Origin of the sequence: Ruegeria alba (genome assembly GCF_022321465.1) — a bacterium.
GTDB classification, from domain to species: domain Bacteria; phylum Pseudomonadota; class Alphaproteobacteria; order Rhodobacterales; family Rhodobacteraceae; genus Ruegeria_B; species Ruegeria_B alba.
Genome location: NZ_JAKOEM010000005.1, coordinates 178,024 through 196,025 on the forward strand (window position 1 = coordinate 178,024; position 18,002 = coordinate 196,025).

Sequence of the window (18,002 nt, forward strand, 5' to 3'; positions counted from 1 at the left end):
GGCCTTATTTGGCGACCCGCTTTTTGCCCCGGACTCCGCCCCCTGTTTTGGCCTGAAAGGGTTCGCGGTTTCGGGATGTTAGCCGTCTTACGGATCTCCGACCCGCATGATTTCCCACTCTAACGTTATGCCGCTGGTGTCGTAAACCTTTTTTCGCACCTCTTCGCCCAGACCTTCGAGATCCGCCGCCGTGGCGCCACCGGTGTTGATCAGGAAATTCGAATGCATCTCGCTCATCTGCGCGCCGCCGCGCCGGGCGCCGCGCATGCCGGCATCGTCGATCACCTTCCATGCCTTCAGATCATGGATATCATCCGCCCGCCCGGTCGAGGAGAACCCAGCCGGATTGCGAAAGGTAGACCCGGCGCTGCGCTCCCTGGTGGGCTGGGTCTGGTCGCGCTTGTCCAGCTGCGCCTGCATCCGGGCATGCAGTGCCTCGGGGTCGCCCGGAGCGCCTTGCAGACTGGCCGAGACCAGCACCGCGCCCTCGGGCAGGTCGCTCTGCCGATAGCGAAAGTTGAGATCGGCTGAGCCCAGTGTCACCAGCTCACCCGAGCGCAGCACCACCTGGGCCGAGCGGAACACATCCGCCGTGTAGCTGCCATAGCAGCCCGCGTTCATCCGCACCGCCCCGCCAATGGAACCGGGAATGGTGCGCAGAAAGGTCAGATCAACACCCGCATCCGCCGCCCGACGGGCCACATGCGCATCCAGCGCCGCGGCCCCGGCGGTGACTGTATCCCCCGCCACTTCGATTGCGTTAAAGCCGCGCCCAAGCCGGATCACCACCGCGCGCAAACCGCCATCCCGCACGATCAGGTTCGATCCGACCCCCATGGGGAACACTGCCACTTCGGCAGGAAGCATGCGCAGGAAAGCTTGCAGATCGGCGATATCGGCGGGCTGGAACAGCCAATCCGCCGGCCCACCCACCCTGAGCCAGGTCAGCTCGGACAGGTCCCGGTTCGGCGTCAGCTTGCCGCGAATTGCGCTTGTGTCGATCATGTCCGCCCGTCTTTTCGTCACGTCGGGGGGATGTAACCCGGAAGCACCGGTCGGGACAACGCCAAAGCTCAGCCGCCGCGGCGCCAACCGACCCAGCCGACAAATCCCCCCAGCACAAGACCCAGGATCACCGGACCCAGCCCCAGCGCCGACAGCGCCGCTATGCCGATTGCGGCCCAGGGGTCATCGAGGCTTTGAGCGTAGAGCATCAGCCCCGCCAATGCGCCGCTGGCGATCATCGCAAGGCTGAGCACCCGGCGCCAGCCACCGGCGCGGGCCAGCCGGCGCCCCAGATAGGCGCCCCCCAGCCCCAGCAGCGTGGACACGACATAGAGCAGCAGATTATCCATCGCTACGGCGCCTCAGACATCCGATCCCGGCGCCCAGCAGCAGGCCCAGCCCCAGTGGCGCGCAGAACAGCATGGCGACGATGCCGGGGCCCATCCCCTCCCATCCGAACCGTTGCGAGTGAAAGATCAGCAGCCAGACAGCAATCGCTGCCAGCAACGCCCCCAACAAGGCCCAGAGGGCGGCGCCGATCCGGGCCAGGAACGCTCCCACCGCCAGTCCAAGGGCCAGAAGCGCAAGCGGTATGGCAAATTCGGCCTCCACCCCGGTCAGGCGCGCGGTCGCCGCAGCCAGCGCCCCAGATAGATGACCGGCCAGCGCAGCACCGACATGCCGGCCGCCAGCACCACCAGCCCGATCCAGGGACCATTCTCATAGGTCACATAGCCCAGCAGCGGGATGCCCAGCGCGATCAGCGCATAGGCGCGGCGCCAGTGGTGATCACGGCTGGGCAGCATCGCCAGCACATTGGCGGCCACCGCCCAGAGACAGGCCAGGATCAGCGACAGGGTCATTCGGCGCGCTCCGCCGGACCAAAGGCCTTGCGCCACAAATAGCGCAGCGGGTTGCGGAACATCGACACGAACCCCGCCAACGCCAGCAGGCCGACCAGCATACCGTGCTCAATTCCGATGGCAACGATCAGAACGGGCGCCAAGATCAACAGCACCAGGCCCGGCGCATATTGGCGGCGCATGGGCAATAGCGCGACCACGGTCGCGGCGATCACCCACAAGGCCCCCAACAGGATTGTCCAGCTCATAGAATTCCCCTTACCGCAACCGACAGCGCCCCCAACGACAGCACCAGCCCCAGAACGGGTACCACCATCGGAACGCGGAACCGCGCCTCGGGCGCGCGTCTTTTTTGGACGATCAAGGCGCCGTTGACCAGTGCAAACACCGCCAGCAGGATCGAGGAGGTGGTCTCGGCCAGCGTCTCGACCGGCACATAGAGCGCGCAAAAGATCACCGCCGCCCCCACCATGATCGTTGCCAGCACCGGCGTGCCGAACCGCGGATGGGCATTGTGAAAGAGCGCCAGCGCCGGGTTGCGCCCGCCCAGGCCGTAAAGCACGCGGGTGGCCATGACGATCTGCGCCAGGATGCCGTTCAGCGCCGCAAATACCGCGATGGCCGACAGAAAGCCCGCGCCGCTGCCGCGCCCATGTTGCCAGACCAGCGCCAGCGGGCTTTCGGATTGACCCAACTCCGCCAGCGGCACCGCGCGCACCGCCGCCCAGGCCACCAGCGCATAAAGCACCGAGGTCACCACCAGCGAGATCAGGATGGCGCGCGGAAGGGTACGCTCGGGCGCCTCGACCTCTTCGGCCATGTTGACGATATCCTCGAAACCGATGAAGGCGAAGAAAGCCAGAACGCCGCCCAGCCCGATGCCGGTCCAGACAGGCGGCGCCGGGGCGACCCAGTCGGGCGAGGGGTCGGCCCCCAGCCCGGCCCAGACCACCAGCGCCAGCCCGGCCAGTTCGACCACGGTGAACACCGCCGCCAGCGCCAGGCTTTCCAGCACTCCGACGATGGCCACCAGCGTCAGCGCGCCGCCGATGCCGATCATCGCCCAGACCGGGTCGATCTCGGTCACGGCGGTCAGATAGCCGACCCCGCCGCGCAGCACCGCCCCGGCCGAAACCGTGCCCGCCACCACAACGGCAAGACCCACCAACAGCGCCAGAGATTGGCTGTTCAGTCCGGTTCCCACATAGGCGGCCTCGCCCGCCGCCTCGGGCAGGCGGGTGGAAAACTCGGCATAGCTGAGCGCGGTGGGCGCCGCAATGAGACCGGCCAAGAGAAAAGCGATCGGCGCCCAGACACCGGCATCGCCCGCCACGGCACCCACCAGAACATATATTCCCGCGCCCACCATGACACCGATGCCATAGGCGGTCAGCAGGCCCAATCCGATCCGTCGTTTCAGTGGCGCGGCCATGATCCTCTCTCCTGCGCTCTACCGGCCCGTTCCTGCCGGTCCGGTCCCTACCCTAAAGTGCTTGAGGAGAATGACAGCCCGACCCGTCGCCGCACGGGCGGCGCGGGCGCGGGCCTATCCCTTCAGCCGATCGGGCAGGCCGTTGGCCCAAGCGCTGATCGTGCCGGCACCCAGACAGACCACCATGTCGCCCGAACGTGCCTGTTCGCGCACCAGCCGTTCCAGGTCATCCTCGCTGAGGATGGCGCGGGCATGGCGATGGCCATGCCGGATCAGCCCGGCGACCAGCGAGTCGCGGTCGGCGCCGGCGATCGGCGTCTCGCCCGCGGCATAGACCTCGGCAATGGCAACCACATCGGCCTCGTTGAAACAGGCGCAGAAATCGTCGAACAGGTTGGACAGGCGCGAATAGCGGTGCGGCTGATGCACGGCGATGACCCGGCCCTCGCTGGCCTGGCGCGCCGCTTTCAGCACGGCGGCGATCTCGACCGGGTGATGGCCGTAATCGTCGATGATGGTGACGCCGTTCACCTCGCCCACCTTGGTAAAGCGGCGGTTGACGCCACCAAAGGCGGCCAGCGCCGCGCGGATCTCGTCGGCCTTCATGCCAAGATGGCGGGCCACGGCCACCGCACTCAGCGCGTTCGACACGTTATGATCGCCCGGCATCGGCAGGGTGCAGCCCTCGATCACCATCTCTTCGTGCTGAAGCTGGATGTCGAAATGCGCCACCCCGCCCTTGTAGGTCAGGTTGATCGCGCGCACGTCGGCCTGGGCATTGAACCCATAGGTGCGCACGCGGCGGTCGGTGATCCGGCCCACCAAAGATTGTACCTCGGCATGATCGGTGCAGCAGACGGCGATACCATAGAACGGAATGTTCGAGACAAAGTCATAGAACCCCTGCCGCAGCCCTTCGATCGAACCCCAGTGCTCCATATGCTCGGGGTCGATATTGGTGACGATGGCCACCGTTGCCGGCAGCCGGTTGAAAGAGCCGTCACTCTCGTCGGCCTCGACCACCATCCATTCGCCCTGCCCCATCCGCGCGTTCGAGCCATAGGCATGGATGATGCCGCCATTGATGACGGTCGGATCAAACCCGCCCGCCACCATCAGTTCCGCCATCATGGTGGTCGTGGTGGTCTTGCCATGTGTACCGGCGATGGCGATGTTCGATTTCAGCCGCATCAGCTCGGCCAGCATGTCGGCACGGCGCACAACCGGCAGGCCCCGCGTGCGGGCGCCGTCGAGTTCCGGATTGCCCGGCTTGATCGCGGACGAGATCACCACCACGGCGGCCCCGTCCAGGTTCGCGGCACTCTGGCCTTCGAAAATCTCGGCGCCCAGCCCAGCCAGCCGCTCGGTGATCTTCGAGCCTTTGAGGTCCGACCCCTGCACCCGGTACCCCAGGTTCAAGAGCACCTCTGCGATGCCCGACATGCCGATCCCGCCGATGCCGACAAAATGGATCGGGCCGACATCCTGCGGCAGTTTGGTGGCGGGGGTCATGGCGTCTCCTTCTCGGCCAGCTGTTCGACCAGTCCGACCAGGCGTTCGGTCGCATCGGGGGCGCCGGCGGACAGCGCCGCGTTGGCCATTTGCAGCGCCGCGTCCGGGTTGGTCAGAACCGCCACGATCTGCTCTGCCAGCGCGGCGCTGTCAAGGGCACGCTCGGGGATCAGGATCGCCGCATTGGCGCCGGTCAGCGCGCGGGCATTGGCGGTCTGGTGGTCGCCTGTGGCCGCCGCATAGGGGATCAGGATCGAGGGTCGCCCGATCACGCTGATATCGGCAACGCTCGAGGCGCCCGCGCGGCTGATCACCAGCTGCGCCTCGGACATCCGCCGGGGCACATCGTGAAAGAAGGGTTCGACCTCGGCGTCGATACCATGGGCGGCATAAAACTCACTCACCCGCGCGCCATCCTCGTCGCGGGCCTGATGGGCGACGCGGATATACTGGCGCAGCTCTTCGGGCAGGGCCGCGATGGCACCGGGCACCACATCGCTCAGGATACGGGCGCCCTGGCTGCCTCCCATAACCAGGATCGACATCGGATAGGGTCCGGGCGGGATATAGGCAGCCCCGGCGCGTTCAAGCACGGCGGCCCGAACAGGATTGCCCACATGTACGCCCTGGGCGCCCTCGGGCAGGTCGGTGGGCCAGACACCGCAGGCAACACAGGCAACCCGGCGGGCAAACACCTGGTTGACCCGGCCCAGCACGCCGTTCTGTTCATGGATCATGCGCGGCAGCCTGAGCAGCGTTGCCGCAGCCAGCGCCGGGATCGAAGGGTAACCGCCGAACCCCACCACCACGTCGGGGCGGTCGCGCCGCATCTGCATCGCAGTCGACGCGATGCCCGCCGCGATGCGGGGCGCCACCATCGCCTTGGCCAGAACCCCGCCACGGGCGAAGGTCGCGCTGGACACTTGCGTGATCTCGGTGGTGTGCGGGAACCCCCCGGTATAGCGTGCACCACGGGCGTCGGTGGACAGGCGCACCCGCCAGCCCTTGCGTAACATCGCCTCGGCCAGGGCCTGGGCGGGGAACATGTGCCCCCCGGTCCCACCCGCCGCGATCATCAGGTATTTCCGCGTCATCCCAACCGCCTGTCTATCCGCGCCCGCGCAACAGATCGCCAAGCTCTCCTTGCGGGCGGGTGCGGGTGAAACACAGAAGCATGCCCACCGCAATACCGCCCGCGATGAGCGACGAGCCGCCGTAGCTGACGAACGGCAAGGTCATGCCCTTGGCCGGCAGCAGACGCACCGCGACGCCCATGTTGATCATCGCCTGCACGCCAAAGGTACAGGCCAGCCCGGTACCCGCAAGGCGCAGGAACATGTCCCGTTCACGCATCAGCCGCAACAGCGAACGTACAACGATCGAGGCATAGAGCGCGATGATGATCAGAACCAGAACCAGCCCGTATTCCTCGGCCGCCACCGCGATGATGAAATCGGTATGAGCATCGGGCAGCGACCATTTCACCTGCCCCTCGCCAACACCGACACCGAACAACCCGCCCTCGCGGATGGCGTTGGTGGCATAGCCCAGCTGGGTCGTCGGATCGACATCGGGGTTCAGAAAACCGTCGATGCGGCGGGCAAAATGCTCGGAACTGGAATAGGCGATCATGCCGCCCAGCACGACCACGCCGGCCATCGCCATCAGCAACAGCATCGGCGCTCCGGCCACGAAATACATCACCCCCCAGCCGAACAGCACCAGACAGGCCTGTCCGAAATCAGGCTGCATCACCAGCATCAGCACGATCGCCACGCAGAGCGCAAAGGACCACAGCCGCCCCGGCGGGCCGTTGATTTCCTGCGAGGCAGCGAACAGCCATGCCGCGACCACCATGAAACCGGGCTTGAGAAACTCGGAAGGCTGCACCGAGGCGAAGCCCAGCGAATACCAGCGCACCGCGCCCTTGCCGAAATCGGTGCCAAAGATCGGCAACAGCGCCAGCGCCACGAAGGCACCCAGAAAGCCCAGCACCGCAAGGCGGCGCACCAGCACCGGCGACATCATCGAGGTTAACAGCATCGCCACGATGGCCAGCCCCCCGAAAAATGCCTGCCTTTGCACGTAATGGAAGGGCTCAAACCCGTTGCGCGCGGCCAGCGGCGGCGAGGCCGCAAGGCCCAGCAGCAGCCCGATCCCGAACAGGATCAGCACGCAGGACATCGACCATTTGTCGAGTGTCCGCCACCATTTGGGAAGAATCGGTTCGCCGCCCCGCTCGGGGACCGCGCCATATACCATCTCGGTCATGACACCACTGCCGCTTGCTGCCTCGTTCGCGCCCCTGTTCGGGGTCTTGATGTCCGGTTCGTGCCGGATCTGGAAACAGAGTACTGCAAAGGCGTCCATCCTGCCAGAGGCTTTGTCTCGTGCAGGCATTTCTCCGCCCCGGCGAACACGAGGCGGAGAAGCGGGTTCAGTCGGCCTTGCGCCTGCGGTATTCGGCAACCGGCAGACCGCCGATCCCCCAATGATCCATCTCGACCTCGTCAATGACGACAAATGTGGTCTCGGGATCCTTGTTCAGCACCTGTTTCAACAGGTCGGTGACACCCGCGATCAGTTCGGCTTTCTGCGCGGGCGTGGCACCCTCGCGGGTTATCTTGATGTTGACATACGGCATGCCGGGTTCGTGTCCTTTCACAATCAAGCGTCCGGCGCGCGGCGGGTCGCGCGCCGGATCGGGTTAAAGCGGTTCCGAATGGAACACCTTGGCCAGGATCTGCCAGCGTCCGTTCTGCCGCACGAAGGTCAGGAAATCGGTGAAATAGCTGTCACCGATGGCGCAGTTCACCACCGCCCGCGCCGTATCCGGCCCGGCGAAGTCGATCGACTGGATACGATCCCGCCGCGCCTCGCCCTTGCTGGCGGGCGACACCCGCTGGTCGACCACCGCGAAATAGGTCTCCATATCGCGATAGAGCCAGTCGCCGCCGCTGGCACAGGCATAGATCGCCTGCGGGTGAAAGACCTGCCGCAAGCGGATGCTGTCGGCATGGTGCAGCCCGTCGAAATAGGTCCCGATCACCGCCTGAACGGCGGCAAAGGGCGCCTCTTCGGTCGTCATGCTCATCCCAACAGCCCCTCGGCCTGCATCGCCGCGCGGGTCGCGGGGCGCTCGGCCACACGGGCGACCAGCGCCTTGAGGTTGGGCACCGCGTCCAGCGACAGGCCCAGGAAATTGGCCCAGTTGGTAACCACGAACAGATAGGCATCGGCCACGCTGAATTGCGCCCCGTTCAGATAGTCGCGACCATCCGCCAGCATCGCCTCGACGATCTGCATCCGGCCATTGACCCGCTCGACCGCCGCGTCGCGCGCCTCGCCTTCCAGCGGCTTGCCCGAGAAGAACGGCCCAAACGCCTTGTGCAATTCCGAAGCGATGAAATTCAGCTGCTCCTGCACCCGCGTGCGACCCAGCCCACCGGCCTGCGGCAGCAGCCCCGCGTCCGGATTGCGCTCGGCGATCAGTTGCAGGATGGCCGAGCCCTCGGTCACCGTCTCGCCCTCGTCCAGCACCAGCGCGGGCACATAGCCCTTGGGGTTGATGGCGCGGAAATCGCCGCCCGAGGCGGTAGTGCCGGCAGCGGTGTCCACCTGCTCAAGATCAAAACTCTCGCCCGCCTCGATCAACGCGATATGGCTGGCCAGCGAACAGGCACCGGGTTTGTAATAGAGTTTCATCCGTTCCATCTCCTTTTGTCGGATTGCTCTGATGCGCTGGAGGTAGTCATCCAGTTACCGAAGTAAACTTGATTTCTTTTTGTTACTTCTTTATCCGGTTACCCCACGGTTACCAGGTGAGAATTCGATGGCACTCAAGATCACCCGAAACAAGGCTGCCCCCCTGCCCGGCCGCTGCCCGCTCAGCGAATGCATGAAGCTTTTGGGCGGCGCCTGGACCCCGAACGTGATCTGGTATCTCAGCGGCGGCGCACGACGGTTCAACGAGCTGCGGGTCGATATCCCCGGCATCTCGGCCAAGATGCTGACCGCGCGCCTGCGCGAGTTGGAACACAAGGGCGTGGTCCGGCGCGAGGTGCGCCCGACCTCGCCGCCCTCGGTCGAATACAGCCTGACCGATCTGGGCCAGGACCTGGTTCCCGCGATCCTGGCGATCGTCGATGTGGGCCATCGGCTCAAGAACCGGGATCAGTGTTCCGCAACCTCCTGACGCGCCCGCGTTTTGCGGCGCGTCACGTCGCGAACGGAACAGACGCGCCCCCGACCCGCCGCCACCATCGCCCCGTTACCGGGGCGAGGGGCAAAGGGCATGCGCTATTCGACAGGGGTCATTTTGGTGGCAACCGCCGCGCTGCTCTGGTCGCTGATGGGCCTTGCCATCCGCGAAATCGAAGTGGCCGGGACCTGGGCGATCCTGTTCTGGCGCTCGGCGGCGATGGTGCCCACGCTTCTGGCCTTTTTCGCCTGGCGCAGGCGCAAACCGATCCTGCCCGCCCTGCGCGCCACCGGGCGGGCCGGGCTGATGGCTGGCTTCGGCCTGGTGGTGGCCTTCGCGGGCGCGATCTTTGCCATCCAGTCCACCACCGTGGCCAATGCCGTCTTCCTGTTCGCCGCCTCCCCCTTTCTGGCTGCCGCGCTCAGCTGGGTGGTGCTGCGCGAAAGCGTGCGGCGCGCCACCTGGGCCGCCATTGCCATCGCTCTGGTCGGCCTGGTGGTGATGGTGCGCGAAGGGCTGGCGCTGGGGGCGCTGGCGGGCAATCTGGCGGCGCTCGCCTCGGCCATGGGGTTTGCGCTTTTCACCCTGTCGCTGCGCTGGGGACGGCTGGGCGACATGATGCCCGCCGTCGCCATCGGCGGCATGCTGTCGATGATGGTGGCGCTGGGAATGCTCGGGCTCACAGGCCAGCCGCTCCTGGTGCCCGCGCGCGACATCGCCATTGCCATGGCGATGGGCGCGGGCCTGCTGGCGGTGGGCATGGCGCTCTATACGATGGGCAGTCAGGTTGTGCCCGCCGCCGAACTGACGTTGATCACCATGATCGAGTCGATGCTGGCGCCGGTCTGGGTCTGGCTGCTGCTGGGCGAAGAGGCCAGCGCAGGCACCCTGTGGGGCGGCGCGATCATCCTCGCCGCCGTGGTTCTGAACGCAGTCAGCGGTATGCGGCGCAAGCCCGCTATTCCGCCGATCATCTGAGCCCTTCGCCTGCCCCCCTTGCCAAATCGCGCGTGGTGCGGCACCCCCGGCACATGCAGTTGAACACGATCATCCTGGGCGCTGGCGCCGCCGGCATGATGTGCGCGGCCCATGCGGGACCGGGCACGCTGGTGCTCGATCATGCGCGCGCTCCGGGGGAAAAGATCCGCATCTCCGGCGGCGGCCGCTGCAACTTCACCAATATGTACGCAGGCCCCGAAAATTTCCTGTCGCAGAACCCGCATTTCTGCAAATCGGCGCTGGCCCGCTACACCCAATGGGATTTCATCGACCTGGTGAACCGCCACGGTATCGCCTGGCATGAAAAGACGCTGGGCCAGCTCTTCTGCGACAGCTCAGCCAAACAGATCGTCGCCATGCTGCTCTCGGAGATGGAGCGCGCGGGCGCGACCCTCTGGCTGAACACCAGCCTCAAGGACCTGTCCCATGCCGATGGGCGCTTCTGCCTGATGGTCGAACGCGAGGGCAAGACAGAACGGCTCACCGCCCGCAACCTGGTGCTGGCCACCGGTGGCAAGTCGATCCCCAAGATGGGCGCCACCGGGTTGGCCTATGACATCGCCCGGCAATTCGGCCTGACGATCACTGAAACCCGCGCGGGCCTTGTCCCGTTCACTTTCCCCGAGGGTCGTTTTGCCCCGCTCGCCGGGCTTTCCCTGCCCGCCCGCCTGTCGAACCAGCGCGCCTCGTTCGACGAGGCGCTGCTCTTCACCCATCGCGGTCTGAGCGGGCCAGCGGTGCTGCAACTCTCCTCCTATTGGCGCGAGGGCGAGGAGATCGGCGTCGACCTCGCCCCCGACCTCGATCTCTATACCGAACTGCGCGACCAGCGGCAGGCCTCGGGCCGCCGTGACCTGACCACCGAACTGGCCCGCCTCCTGCCCGCTCGTCTGGTCGAGTTCCTGGCGCCGAAACTGGGCCTCAAGGGCCGCCTCGCCGACCAGTCAGACAGCGCTTTGCGCGGTCTCACCGACGCCCTGCACGACTGGCGCCTGACGCCCTCGGGCACCGAGGGCTATCGCACCGCCGAGGTCACGCTTGGCGGCATCGACACGGACGGGCTCGACGCCCGCACGATGGCGGCAAGCTCCCTACCCGGTCTCTACGCAATCGGCGAGGCGGTGGACGTCACCGGCTGGCTCGGCGGCTACAACTTCCAATGGGCGTGGTCCTCGGGACATGCCGCCGGCACCGCGATCGCCAAGGCACAGCACTGACCGCAAGCGCCGATGCGAGGCGCTGCCTCGCGCTCCGGAGTATTTGCGGCGAAATGAAGCCCGGACAGTCCCCATATCTTCATTTCGCTCAAAATACTCCGGGGGAGTCACCGAAGGTGACGGGGGCAGCGCCCCCTAGCCGGCCAGACGTTTCTGCACTTCGGCCATGAAATCTTCGCCACGGCGTTCGAAATTGTCATACTGATCGAAACTCGCCGCCGCCGGGGCCAACAGCACGGTATCGCCGGGCTCAGCCTCGGCCATGGCGCGTGCAACCGCCTCGTCCATGGTGGTGCAGACCTCGCTCTCGACCTCCAGTTGCAGCGCGAAACCGGCGGCCTCGCGTCCGATCACATAGGCCTTCAGCACCTCGCCCAGTCCGTCGTTCAGCGCCGCGATGCCACCCTCTTTCTGCAAGCCGCCGCAGATCCAGCGGATCCGCTTGAACGCGCCCAGCGCCTTGAGTGCGGCATCCACATTGGTGGCCTTGCTGTCGTTGACATAAGTCACTCCGCCCGCCTCGGCCAGGATCTGACTGCGATGCGGCAGGCCGGGATAACTGCGCATTCCCGCCTCGATCGCCTTGGGGCTCAGCCCCAGCGCCCGGCAGGCGGCATAGGCAGCACAGGCGTTCTGGTGGTTATGCGCCCCCGGCAGCCCGCGAATGTCGCGCAGGTCGATCGAGCCCGCCTGCCGCCCCTTGCGGTACTCGCTCAGATACCCCTTGCGGGCAAACACCTGCCAGCCCGGCCCGGTCAGCTTGCGGCTCACCGACACCCGGATCACCCGGTCATCGCCCGGCCCCTCGGACATCTGGCCCGCCAGATACAGCCCCTCGGCCTCGTCCACCCCGATCACCGCGCGGTCCGGCCCGCCCTCGGCAAAAAGCCGGCGCTTGGCCGCGAAATAGCCGCCCATGCCGCCATGCCGGTCCAGGTGATCGGGCGAGAGATTGGTGAACACCGCCACATCCGGCGTCAGCGCGCGGGCCAGATCGGTCTGATAGCTGCTGAGTTCCAGCACCACGACCGAGCCCTCTTCTCCCGGCTCGATATCCAGCACCCCGCGCCCGATATTGCCCGCCAGTTGCGCGGGCCGCCCCGCCTCCCTCAGGATGTGGTGGATCAGCGCCGAGGTGGTCGACTTGCCGTTCGACCCGGTCACCGCCACCACGCGGGGCAGCGTGTCCATGCTGTTCCATTCGGGTCCCGCGAAGGAGCGGAAGAAGAGGCCGATATCATTGTCTACCGGCACCCCTGCCTCCATCGCGGCGGCGATCACCGGGTTGGGTTCGGGGTAAAGGTGCGGGATGCCCGGCGACACGATCAGACAGGCGGTATCGTCCCAGACGCCCTGTTTACGCAAGTCACGGATGGTGAACCCTTCGCCCTCCGCCACCTCGCGCGCGGCGGGGTTGTCGTCCCAGCACAGCGCCTCGGCGCCCCCCGCCCGCAAGGCCCGCGCCGTGGCCAGCCCCGACCGGCCCAGACCCAAAACCGCCACCCTGGCGCCCGCAAACCCTTTGACCGGGATCATGCCTGCTCTCCCTCAAACCCGTTTCGCGCCACCCTGTACCGAGGCTCTGGCGGATTGCAAGCGGGGCAAGGGAGGGGAAAGGAACATATCCGTTCCTTGGCGCTGTTCGCGAAGCTTGCCCGCCTCGCCATCGATATCCGCGCTGCCAACCGGGCACGTCACCGCTCTACCGGCGACACGGCTCGCAGATAGAGGTGCCAAGTCGTATGGCCGAGTATCGGCAGGGTAAAGATCAGGCCCAGGAATGCCGGAACCATCGACAACAGCATGGTGACCAAAATGATCGCCGCCCAGCCGAGCATCACCACCGGGTTCTCCCGCACCACACGAACCGAGGTGAGCATGGCGGTGATGAAATCGACCTCGCGGTCCAGCAGCATGGGCATGGCGACGACCGTCACCGAGAACAGCACCGCCGACAGCAACGCGCCGACACAGGCGCCGATCGCAAGGAAGATCCAGCCCTCCGGGGTGAAGAAGACCGTGTTCAAAAACCCGTCCAGATCCGAGAAGGACGAGTTCTGAAGGGTGATCACCAGAACGGTCCGGAACTGGTAGAACCACACCCAGAAGATGAACAGCGTGACAAAGGCCATCCAGCCCATTTCGCGCCTGCTCTGGCTGCTCATGACGTTAAGGATGTCCGACCAGCCAAACTTCTCCCCGCGCGCCAGTCGGCGGGACATCTCATAGAGCCCGGCGGCGGCAAAGGGTGCAACCAACGGAAAGCCGATCGCGGCGGGAATGACCATCCAGACCGCGCCGAGCCAGACCAGGCACCAGATGAACAGGATTCCGAAAACCGCATAGAACAGGCCAAAGAACCCGCTCATCATAGGTCGCGCCAGAAAGTCGGCAAAGCCTGCCTTCAGTGACGTCCGGATATCATCCGCCGTCAGCCCGTTGACCTCGGGCATTCCCTGCTGCGGCGTCGCATGGTCCGACGGTGCGGGGTCCGAGCCACTGGATGTCATGTCTCCCTCCCTCCAAAGCATGCCACAGCCCGGGTCCGTGCGACCTTGAGACCCCGCAGTGAAACACTGCATCTCTGCTCTGATCCAAAGTCTGCAACAGCTTGGGACACCGGGCAAGGAGGGAGTGCGGCGGCATGTACCGGGGAAATGCCCCCAAGCCTCCGCATCCTTGGCGTCGCCATCAAGAGTCCGCTCTTCCTCGAAAGGCATGTTTGGCGGTCAGCGAACGTCGAAAACGAGGTCTGCCCGACCCCTGGAAAACGTTCAATTCGTGGGGCAAAAGGCCCGCCTCAGCGGACCTTGAGTGTGGCCAGTCCGATCATCGCCAGGATCAGCGAGATGATCCAGAACCGGATCACGATGGTGGGTTCGGCCCAGCCCTTTTTCTCGTAATGGTGATGGATCGGGGCCATCAGGAAGACCCGTTTGCCGGTGCGCTTGAAATAGAGCACCTGGATGATGACACTCAGCGCCTCGACAACAAAAAGCCCGCCGACGATGGCCAGCACCAGCTCGTGCTTGGTCGCCACCGCGATGGCGCCCAGCGCGCCGCCCAGCGCCAGCGAACCGGTATCGCCCATGAACACCGCCGCAGGGGGCGCGTTATACCACAGGAAACCCAGCCCGGCGCCAAAGAGCGCGGCGGTGAAGATCAGGATCTCTCCGGTCCCCGGCACGTAATGCACGTCGAGATATTCGGTAAAGTCGACCCGCCCCACCGCATAGGCGATGACGCCCAGGGTCGAGGCCGCGATCATCGCGGGCATGATCGCCAGCCCGTCCAGACCATCCGTCAGGTTGACCGCATTGGCCGAGCCGACGATGACGCAGATCGCAAACGGCACATAGAGCAGCCCCAGATTGATCAGCGTGTCCTTGAACACCGGCAGCGCCAGCTGGTTCTGCAATTCGGCGGGATGGTTGTAGCCTGCCCAGAGCGCGGCGATCACCGCGATGATGATGCCCAGCGCCAGCCGCATCTTGCCCGACACGCCCTTGGTGTTCTGTTTCGACACCTTGGCATAATCGTCGGCAAAGCCGATCAGCGCATAGGCCAGCGTCACGAACAGCACCATCCAGACAAACGGGTTGTCCCAGCGCGCCCAGAGCAGCGTCGAGGTCAACAGCGCCCCCACGATCAGAAGCCCGCCCATGGTCGGCGTGCCCGCCTTGGAGAAATGCCCCTCGGGGCCGTCGTCGCGGATCGGCTGGCCTTTGCCCTGCTTGCGGCGCAGCACGTTGATCAGGGGACGCCCGAACAGGAACCCGAAAATCAGCGCCGTCATGAAGGCCCCGCCCGCGCGGAAGGTGATGTAGCGGAAGAGGTTCCAGACATCCCCCCCGTCCGACAGGGCAGTCAACCAGTAAAGCATGCGACGGCGTCCTTGTTACGTTTCCGACTGTTTCGATCCGGCCCCATGGCCCATTTCACGCAGCCCGTCAACAAGACGGGCCAATCCCATGCTGAGCGAGCCCTTGACCAGCACCGTATCGCCCGGCGCGACCAGCGCGGGCAGATCGGCCAGCATCTGGGCACCGGTCTCGGTCCAGCGCCCGCGTTTGGCCTCGGGCAGAGCCGCGTGCAGGGCGCGCATCAGCGGCCCGATGCAATGGACCTGGTCGATGCGCGCCATCGCCGGCAGCGCGGCCAGACCGGCGTGCAGCGGCAGCTCTTCGGGGCCAAGCTCCTTCATGTCACCCAGAAAGGCCACGCGACGGCGACCCGGGGCGCTGGCCAGCACTTCGAGCGCGGCCCCGACCGAGGTCGGGTTGGCATTATAGCTGTCGTCGAACAGGGTGAGCGGCCCGCCGGGCAGGGTCACGATCTCGCGCGCGCCGCGCCCCTTGTAGGGGGTCCAGCGCTGCAACCCTTGCAGCGACGCCCCCGCATCAGCCCCCAGCGCATCGCAGCAGGCCAGAGCCCCCAGCGCGTTCATCGCGAAATGCGTTCCCGCCGATTGCAGGGTGAAACTGACGGGGCCAGCCGGTGTGTCGGCGCGGGCATGGGTCATCCCATCCGCCACATCGACCCCGGTCAGGCGATAGTCTTGCGCGGCGCGTCCGAAGGAAACCTGCCGGGCGCCCTGAGCGGCGGCGCGCAGGATATCCGCCTCGGCGATATCGGCGTTCAGAACCGCCACACCGCCGGGCTCCAGCCCCTCCATGATCGCAGCCTTCTCGCGCGCGATTCCGGCCACGTCGTCAAACGCCTCCAGATGCACCGCCGCAACGGTGGTGACCATCGCCACATGCGGGCGGGCCTGGCGGGCCAAGGGCGCGATCTCGCCGGGATGGTTCATGCCGATCTCGATCACCGCAAATTCGGTATCCCGCGGCATCCGAGCCAGCGTCAGCGGCACGCCCCAATGGTTGTTGTAGCTGGCGACGCTGGCATGGGTGCGGCCCTGCGCGCCCAGCATGGCGGCCAGCATTTCCTTGGTCGAGGTCTTGCCGACACTGCCGGTCACCGCCACCACCCGCGCCGGTGTGCGGGCACGACCGGCGCGGCCCAAGGCCTCAAGCGCGGTTTGAACGTCATCAACCAGCAACAGCGGCGCGTCCGGGGTCACCCCCTCGGGGATGCGCGAAACCAGCGCGGCGCCCGCCCCGTTCTCAAGCGCCTGCGCCACAAAATCATGCCCGTCGCGGGCGGCGGTCAGTGCGACGAACAGGTCACCCGGCGCGATGGTGCGGGTGTCTATCGAGATGCCGCTGACCTGCCAGTCGCCCATGGCGCGGCCCCCGGTGGCCTCGGCGGCCTCGGCTGCGGTCCAGAGGGTCATGCCAGCCGTCCTTCCAGAGCGGCCACCGCGATGCTGGCCTGTTCCACATCGTCAAAGGGCAGCACCTGATCGCCTACCACCTGCCCCGTCTCATGCCCCTTACCGCAAATCAGCAGCGCATCGCCCGGTTCCAGCGTGTCGACACCGCGCAGGATCGCCTCGGCCCGGTCGCCCACTTCGGTGGCACCGGGGGCGCCCTGCATCACGGCGGCGCGGATCAGCGCGGGATCCTCGCTGCGCGGGTTATCATCGGTGACAATGACGATATCGGCGTTTTCCACCGCCGCCTTGCCCATCAGCGGGCGCTTGGTCGCGTCACGATCGCCACCGGCGCCGACAATGGCCACCAGCCGGCCCATCACATGTGGGCGCAGCGCCTTGAGCGCGGTCGCCACGGCATCGGGGGTATGGGAGTAATCGACAAAAACCGCAGCGCCATTGGCGCGGGTCGCGGCCAGCTGCATCCGCCCCCGGACCGTGCCCAGATGCGGCAGGATCTCGAACACACGTACCGGGTCCTCGCCGCAGGCGATGACCAGCCCGCAGGCCAAAAGGATATTTTCCGCCTGAAAACCGCCGATCAGGTCAAGCCGCGCCTGATAGGCCTTGCCCCGCCACGAAAACAGCATGTCCTGACCGGTGGCGTCAAAGCGCTGGTTGGTCAGGCTCAGGTCACAGGGGCCACGCCCCACCGTCAGCACGTTCTGGCCGCGCGCGGCGGCAATCGCGCGCATCTCGGCGCCCTTGGGGTCATCCATGTTGATGACCGCCACCCCGTCAGGTGGCAGCACCCGGCGAAAGAGCCCCGCCTTGGCGGCGAAATAGGCCTCGAAGGTGGCGTGGTAATCCAGATGGTCCTGGGTGAAATTGGTGAACCCGGCGGCCTTGAGCACCACTCCGTCCAACCGCCGCTGTTCCAGCCCGTGGCTGGAGGCCTCCATCGCCGCGTGGGTGACGCCGTTTGCCGCCGCCTCGGCCAGACAACGATGCAGGGTGATCGGTTCCGGCGTGGTATGGGCCAGCGGCGCGGTCCAGGCGCCCTCGACCCCGGTGGTGCCAAGATTGACGGCAGCATGGCCCAGCTCGGTCCAGATCTGGCGCACGAAGGTCGAGACCGAGGTCTTGCCATTGGTGCCGGTGACCGCGACCATTGTGGCGGGCTGCGCTCCGAACCACAACGCGGCCGTCAGGGCCAGCGTCTGGCGCGGATCCTCGACCACCACCAGCGCCGCCTGCGAGGCGTCCAGTTCGGCGGCCGCGATGCGGGCGCCCTCGGCATCGGTCAGGATGGTGCTGGCGCCCATCCGCAGGGCGTATTGGATGAACTCGCCGCCATGCACCCGGCTGCCGGGCAGCGCCGCGAACAGGAACCCGTCGCGCACCTGACGGCTGTCGACGGCCAGCCCGGTGATTTCAGGGTCACGCCCGCCCCGGGCGGTCAGCGCCAGATGGCTTAGTCTTCGTGCCGAGTCACCCATGG

20 protein-coding genes are annotated in these 18,002 nt (G+C 66.3%); 3 read left to right on the forward strand and 17 right to left on the reverse strand.

The features are described 5' to 3' along the window. Window positions 1-87: 87 nt before the first annotated feature. The 12 genes from murB to gstA all read right to left on the reverse strand — a co-directional run bounded on the left by murB (window position 88) and on the right by gstA (window position 8,517). Complete coding sequence (gene murB, locus MB818_RS08755; protein WP_238904818.1) at window positions 88-1,005, reverse strand: UDP-N-acetylmuramate dehydrogenase; 918 nt, start codon at window positions 1,003-1,005, stop codon at window positions 88-90. A gap of 68 nt (window positions 1,006-1,073) precedes the next feature. Continuing rightward, window positions 1,074-1,355 (reverse strand): hypothetical protein, encoded by a 282-nt coding sequence (locus MB818_RS08760; RefSeq protein WP_238904820.1) that lies wholly within the window; start codon window positions 1,353-1,355, stop codon window positions 1,074-1,076. Next, window positions 1,348-1,617: a hypothetical protein gene (locus MB818_RS08765; RefSeq protein WP_234137724.1), complete on the reverse strand. Its 270-nt coding sequence runs from the start codon at window positions 1,615-1,617 to the stop codon at window positions 1,348-1,350. The genes MB818_RS08760 and MB818_RS08765 overlap by 8 nt, the downstream gene beginning before the upstream one ends. A 5-nt stretch (window positions 1,618-1,622) precedes the next feature. Next, window positions 1,623-1,868: a DUF2484 family protein gene (locus MB818_RS08770; RefSeq protein WP_234137723.1), complete on the reverse strand. Its 246-nt coding sequence runs from the start codon at window positions 1,866-1,868 to the stop codon at window positions 1,623-1,625. After that, window positions 1,865-2,116, reverse strand: a complete 252-nt coding sequence (locus tag MB818_RS08775; RefSeq protein ID WP_234143367.1) for a DUF2484 family protein — start codon at window positions 2,114-2,116, stop codon at window positions 1,865-1,867. The genes MB818_RS08770 and MB818_RS08775 overlap by 4 nt, the downstream gene beginning before the upstream one ends. Further along, window positions 2,113-3,300: an APC family permease gene (locus tag MB818_RS08780; RefSeq protein WP_238904821.1), complete on the reverse strand. Its 1,188-nt coding sequence runs from the start codon at window positions 3,298-3,300 to the stop codon at window positions 2,113-2,115. The genes MB818_RS08775 and MB818_RS08780 overlap by 4 nt, the downstream gene beginning before the upstream one ends. Before the next feature lie 114 nt (window positions 3,301-3,414). After that, window positions 3,415-4,812 carry a UDP-N-acetylmuramate--L-alanine ligase gene (gene murC / locus MB818_RS08785; RefSeq protein ID WP_238904824.1) on the reverse strand — a complete coding sequence of 466 codons (1,398 nt, stop codon included), beginning with the start codon at window positions 4,810-4,812 and terminating at the stop codon, window positions 3,415-3,417. Next, window positions 4,809-5,906, reverse strand: coding sequence for a UDP-N-acetylglucosamine--N-acetylmuramyl-(pentapeptide) pyrophosphoryl-undecaprenol N-acetylglucosamine transferase (locus MB818_RS08790; protein WP_234137719.1), 1,098 nt, complete (start codon window positions 5,904-5,906; stop codon window positions 4,809-4,811). Before MB818_RS08790 ends, murC begins: the two co-directional genes overlap by 4 nt. 13 nt (window positions 5,907-5,919) lie before the next feature. Then, window positions 5,920-7,083: a putative lipid II flippase FtsW gene (gene ftsW, locus MB818_RS08795; protein ID WP_234137718.1), complete on the reverse strand. Its 1,164-nt coding sequence runs from the start codon at window positions 7,081-7,083 to the stop codon at window positions 5,920-5,922. A 166-nt stretch (window positions 7,084-7,249) separates the two neighbouring features. Then, window positions 7,250-7,456 (reverse strand): tautomerase family protein, encoded by a 207-nt coding sequence (locus tag MB818_RS08800; protein WP_234137717.1) that lies wholly within the window; start codon window positions 7,454-7,456, stop codon window positions 7,250-7,252. A 63-nt stretch (window positions 7,457-7,519) separates the two neighbouring features. Then, window positions 7,520-7,906, reverse strand: coding sequence for a nuclear transport factor 2 family protein (locus MB818_RS08805; protein WP_234137716.1), 387 nt, complete (start codon window positions 7,904-7,906; stop codon window positions 7,520-7,522). Then, the gene (gene gstA, locus MB818_RS08810; RefSeq protein ID WP_234137715.1) at window positions 7,903-8,517 is read right to left on the reverse strand and encodes a glutathione transferase GstA; all 615 of its coding nucleotides are present in this window, start codon (window positions 8,515-8,517) and stop codon (window positions 7,903-7,905) included. Before gstA ends, MB818_RS08805 begins: the two co-directional genes overlap by 4 nt. A 127-nt stretch (window positions 8,518-8,644) precedes the next feature. Between gstA and MB818_RS08815 the strand changes: the two genes are divergently transcribed. The 3 genes from MB818_RS08815 to MB818_RS08825 all read left to right on the forward strand — a co-directional run bounded on the left by MB818_RS08815 (window position 8,645) and on the right by MB818_RS08825 (window position 11,229). Continuing rightward, window positions 8,645-9,007 (forward strand): winged helix-turn-helix transcriptional regulator, encoded by a 363-nt coding sequence (locus MB818_RS08815; protein ID WP_234177124.1) that lies wholly within the window; start codon window positions 8,645-8,647, stop codon window positions 9,005-9,007. 99 nt (window positions 9,008-9,106) lie between these two features. Next, window positions 9,107-9,991 carry a DMT family transporter gene (locus MB818_RS08820; protein WP_234216298.1) on the forward strand — a complete coding sequence of 295 codons (885 nt, stop codon included), beginning with the start codon at window positions 9,107-9,109 and terminating at the stop codon, window positions 9,989-9,991. Window positions 9,992-10,044: 53 nt separating this feature from the next. Next, a complete protein-coding gene (locus MB818_RS08825; RefSeq protein WP_238904826.1) occupies window positions 10,045-11,229 on the forward strand; it encodes a BaiN/RdsA family NAD(P)/FAD-dependent oxidoreductase in 1,185 nt (394 codons plus the stop codon). Between the two features lie 135 nt (window positions 11,230-11,364). Here MB818_RS08825 and murD read toward each other — a convergent pair whose 3' ends face one another. From murD to MB818_RS08850, 5 genes are all read right to left on the reverse strand, one after another. Further along, the gene (gene murD, locus MB818_RS08830) at window positions 11,365-12,765 is read right to left on the reverse strand and encodes a UDP-N-acetylmuramoyl-L-alanine--D-glutamate ligase (protein ID WP_238904829.1); all 1,401 of its coding nucleotides are present in this window, start codon (window positions 12,763-12,765) and stop codon (window positions 11,365-11,367) included. A gap of 158 nt (window positions 12,766-12,923) precedes the next feature. Continuing rightward, window positions 12,924-13,739, reverse strand: a complete 816-nt coding sequence (locus MB818_RS08835; protein ID WP_238904832.1) for a DUF2189 domain-containing protein — start codon at window positions 13,737-13,739, stop codon at window positions 12,924-12,926. 290 nt (window positions 13,740-14,029) lie between these two features. Continuing rightward, complete coding sequence (gene mraY, locus MB818_RS08840; RefSeq protein WP_234143355.1) at window positions 14,030-15,112, reverse strand: phospho-N-acetylmuramoyl-pentapeptide-transferase; 1,083 nt, start codon at window positions 15,110-15,112, stop codon at window positions 14,030-14,032. Window positions 15,113-15,127: 15 nt separating this feature from the next. Continuing rightward, window positions 15,128-16,522, reverse strand: coding sequence for a UDP-N-acetylmuramoyl-tripeptide--D-alanyl-D-alanine ligase (locus tag MB818_RS08845; RefSeq protein WP_238904835.1), 1,395 nt, complete (start codon window positions 16,520-16,522; stop codon window positions 15,128-15,130). After that, on the reverse strand, window positions 16,519-18,000 hold the full coding sequence (locus tag MB818_RS08850) for a UDP-N-acetylmuramoyl-L-alanyl-D-glutamate--2,6-diaminopimelate ligase (RefSeq protein WP_234137707.1): 1,482 nt from the start codon (window positions 17,998-18,000) through the stop codon (window positions 16,519-16,521). The genes MB818_RS08845 and MB818_RS08850 overlap by 4 nt, the downstream gene beginning before the upstream one ends. Window positions 18,001-18,002 lie beyond the last annotated feature (2 nt).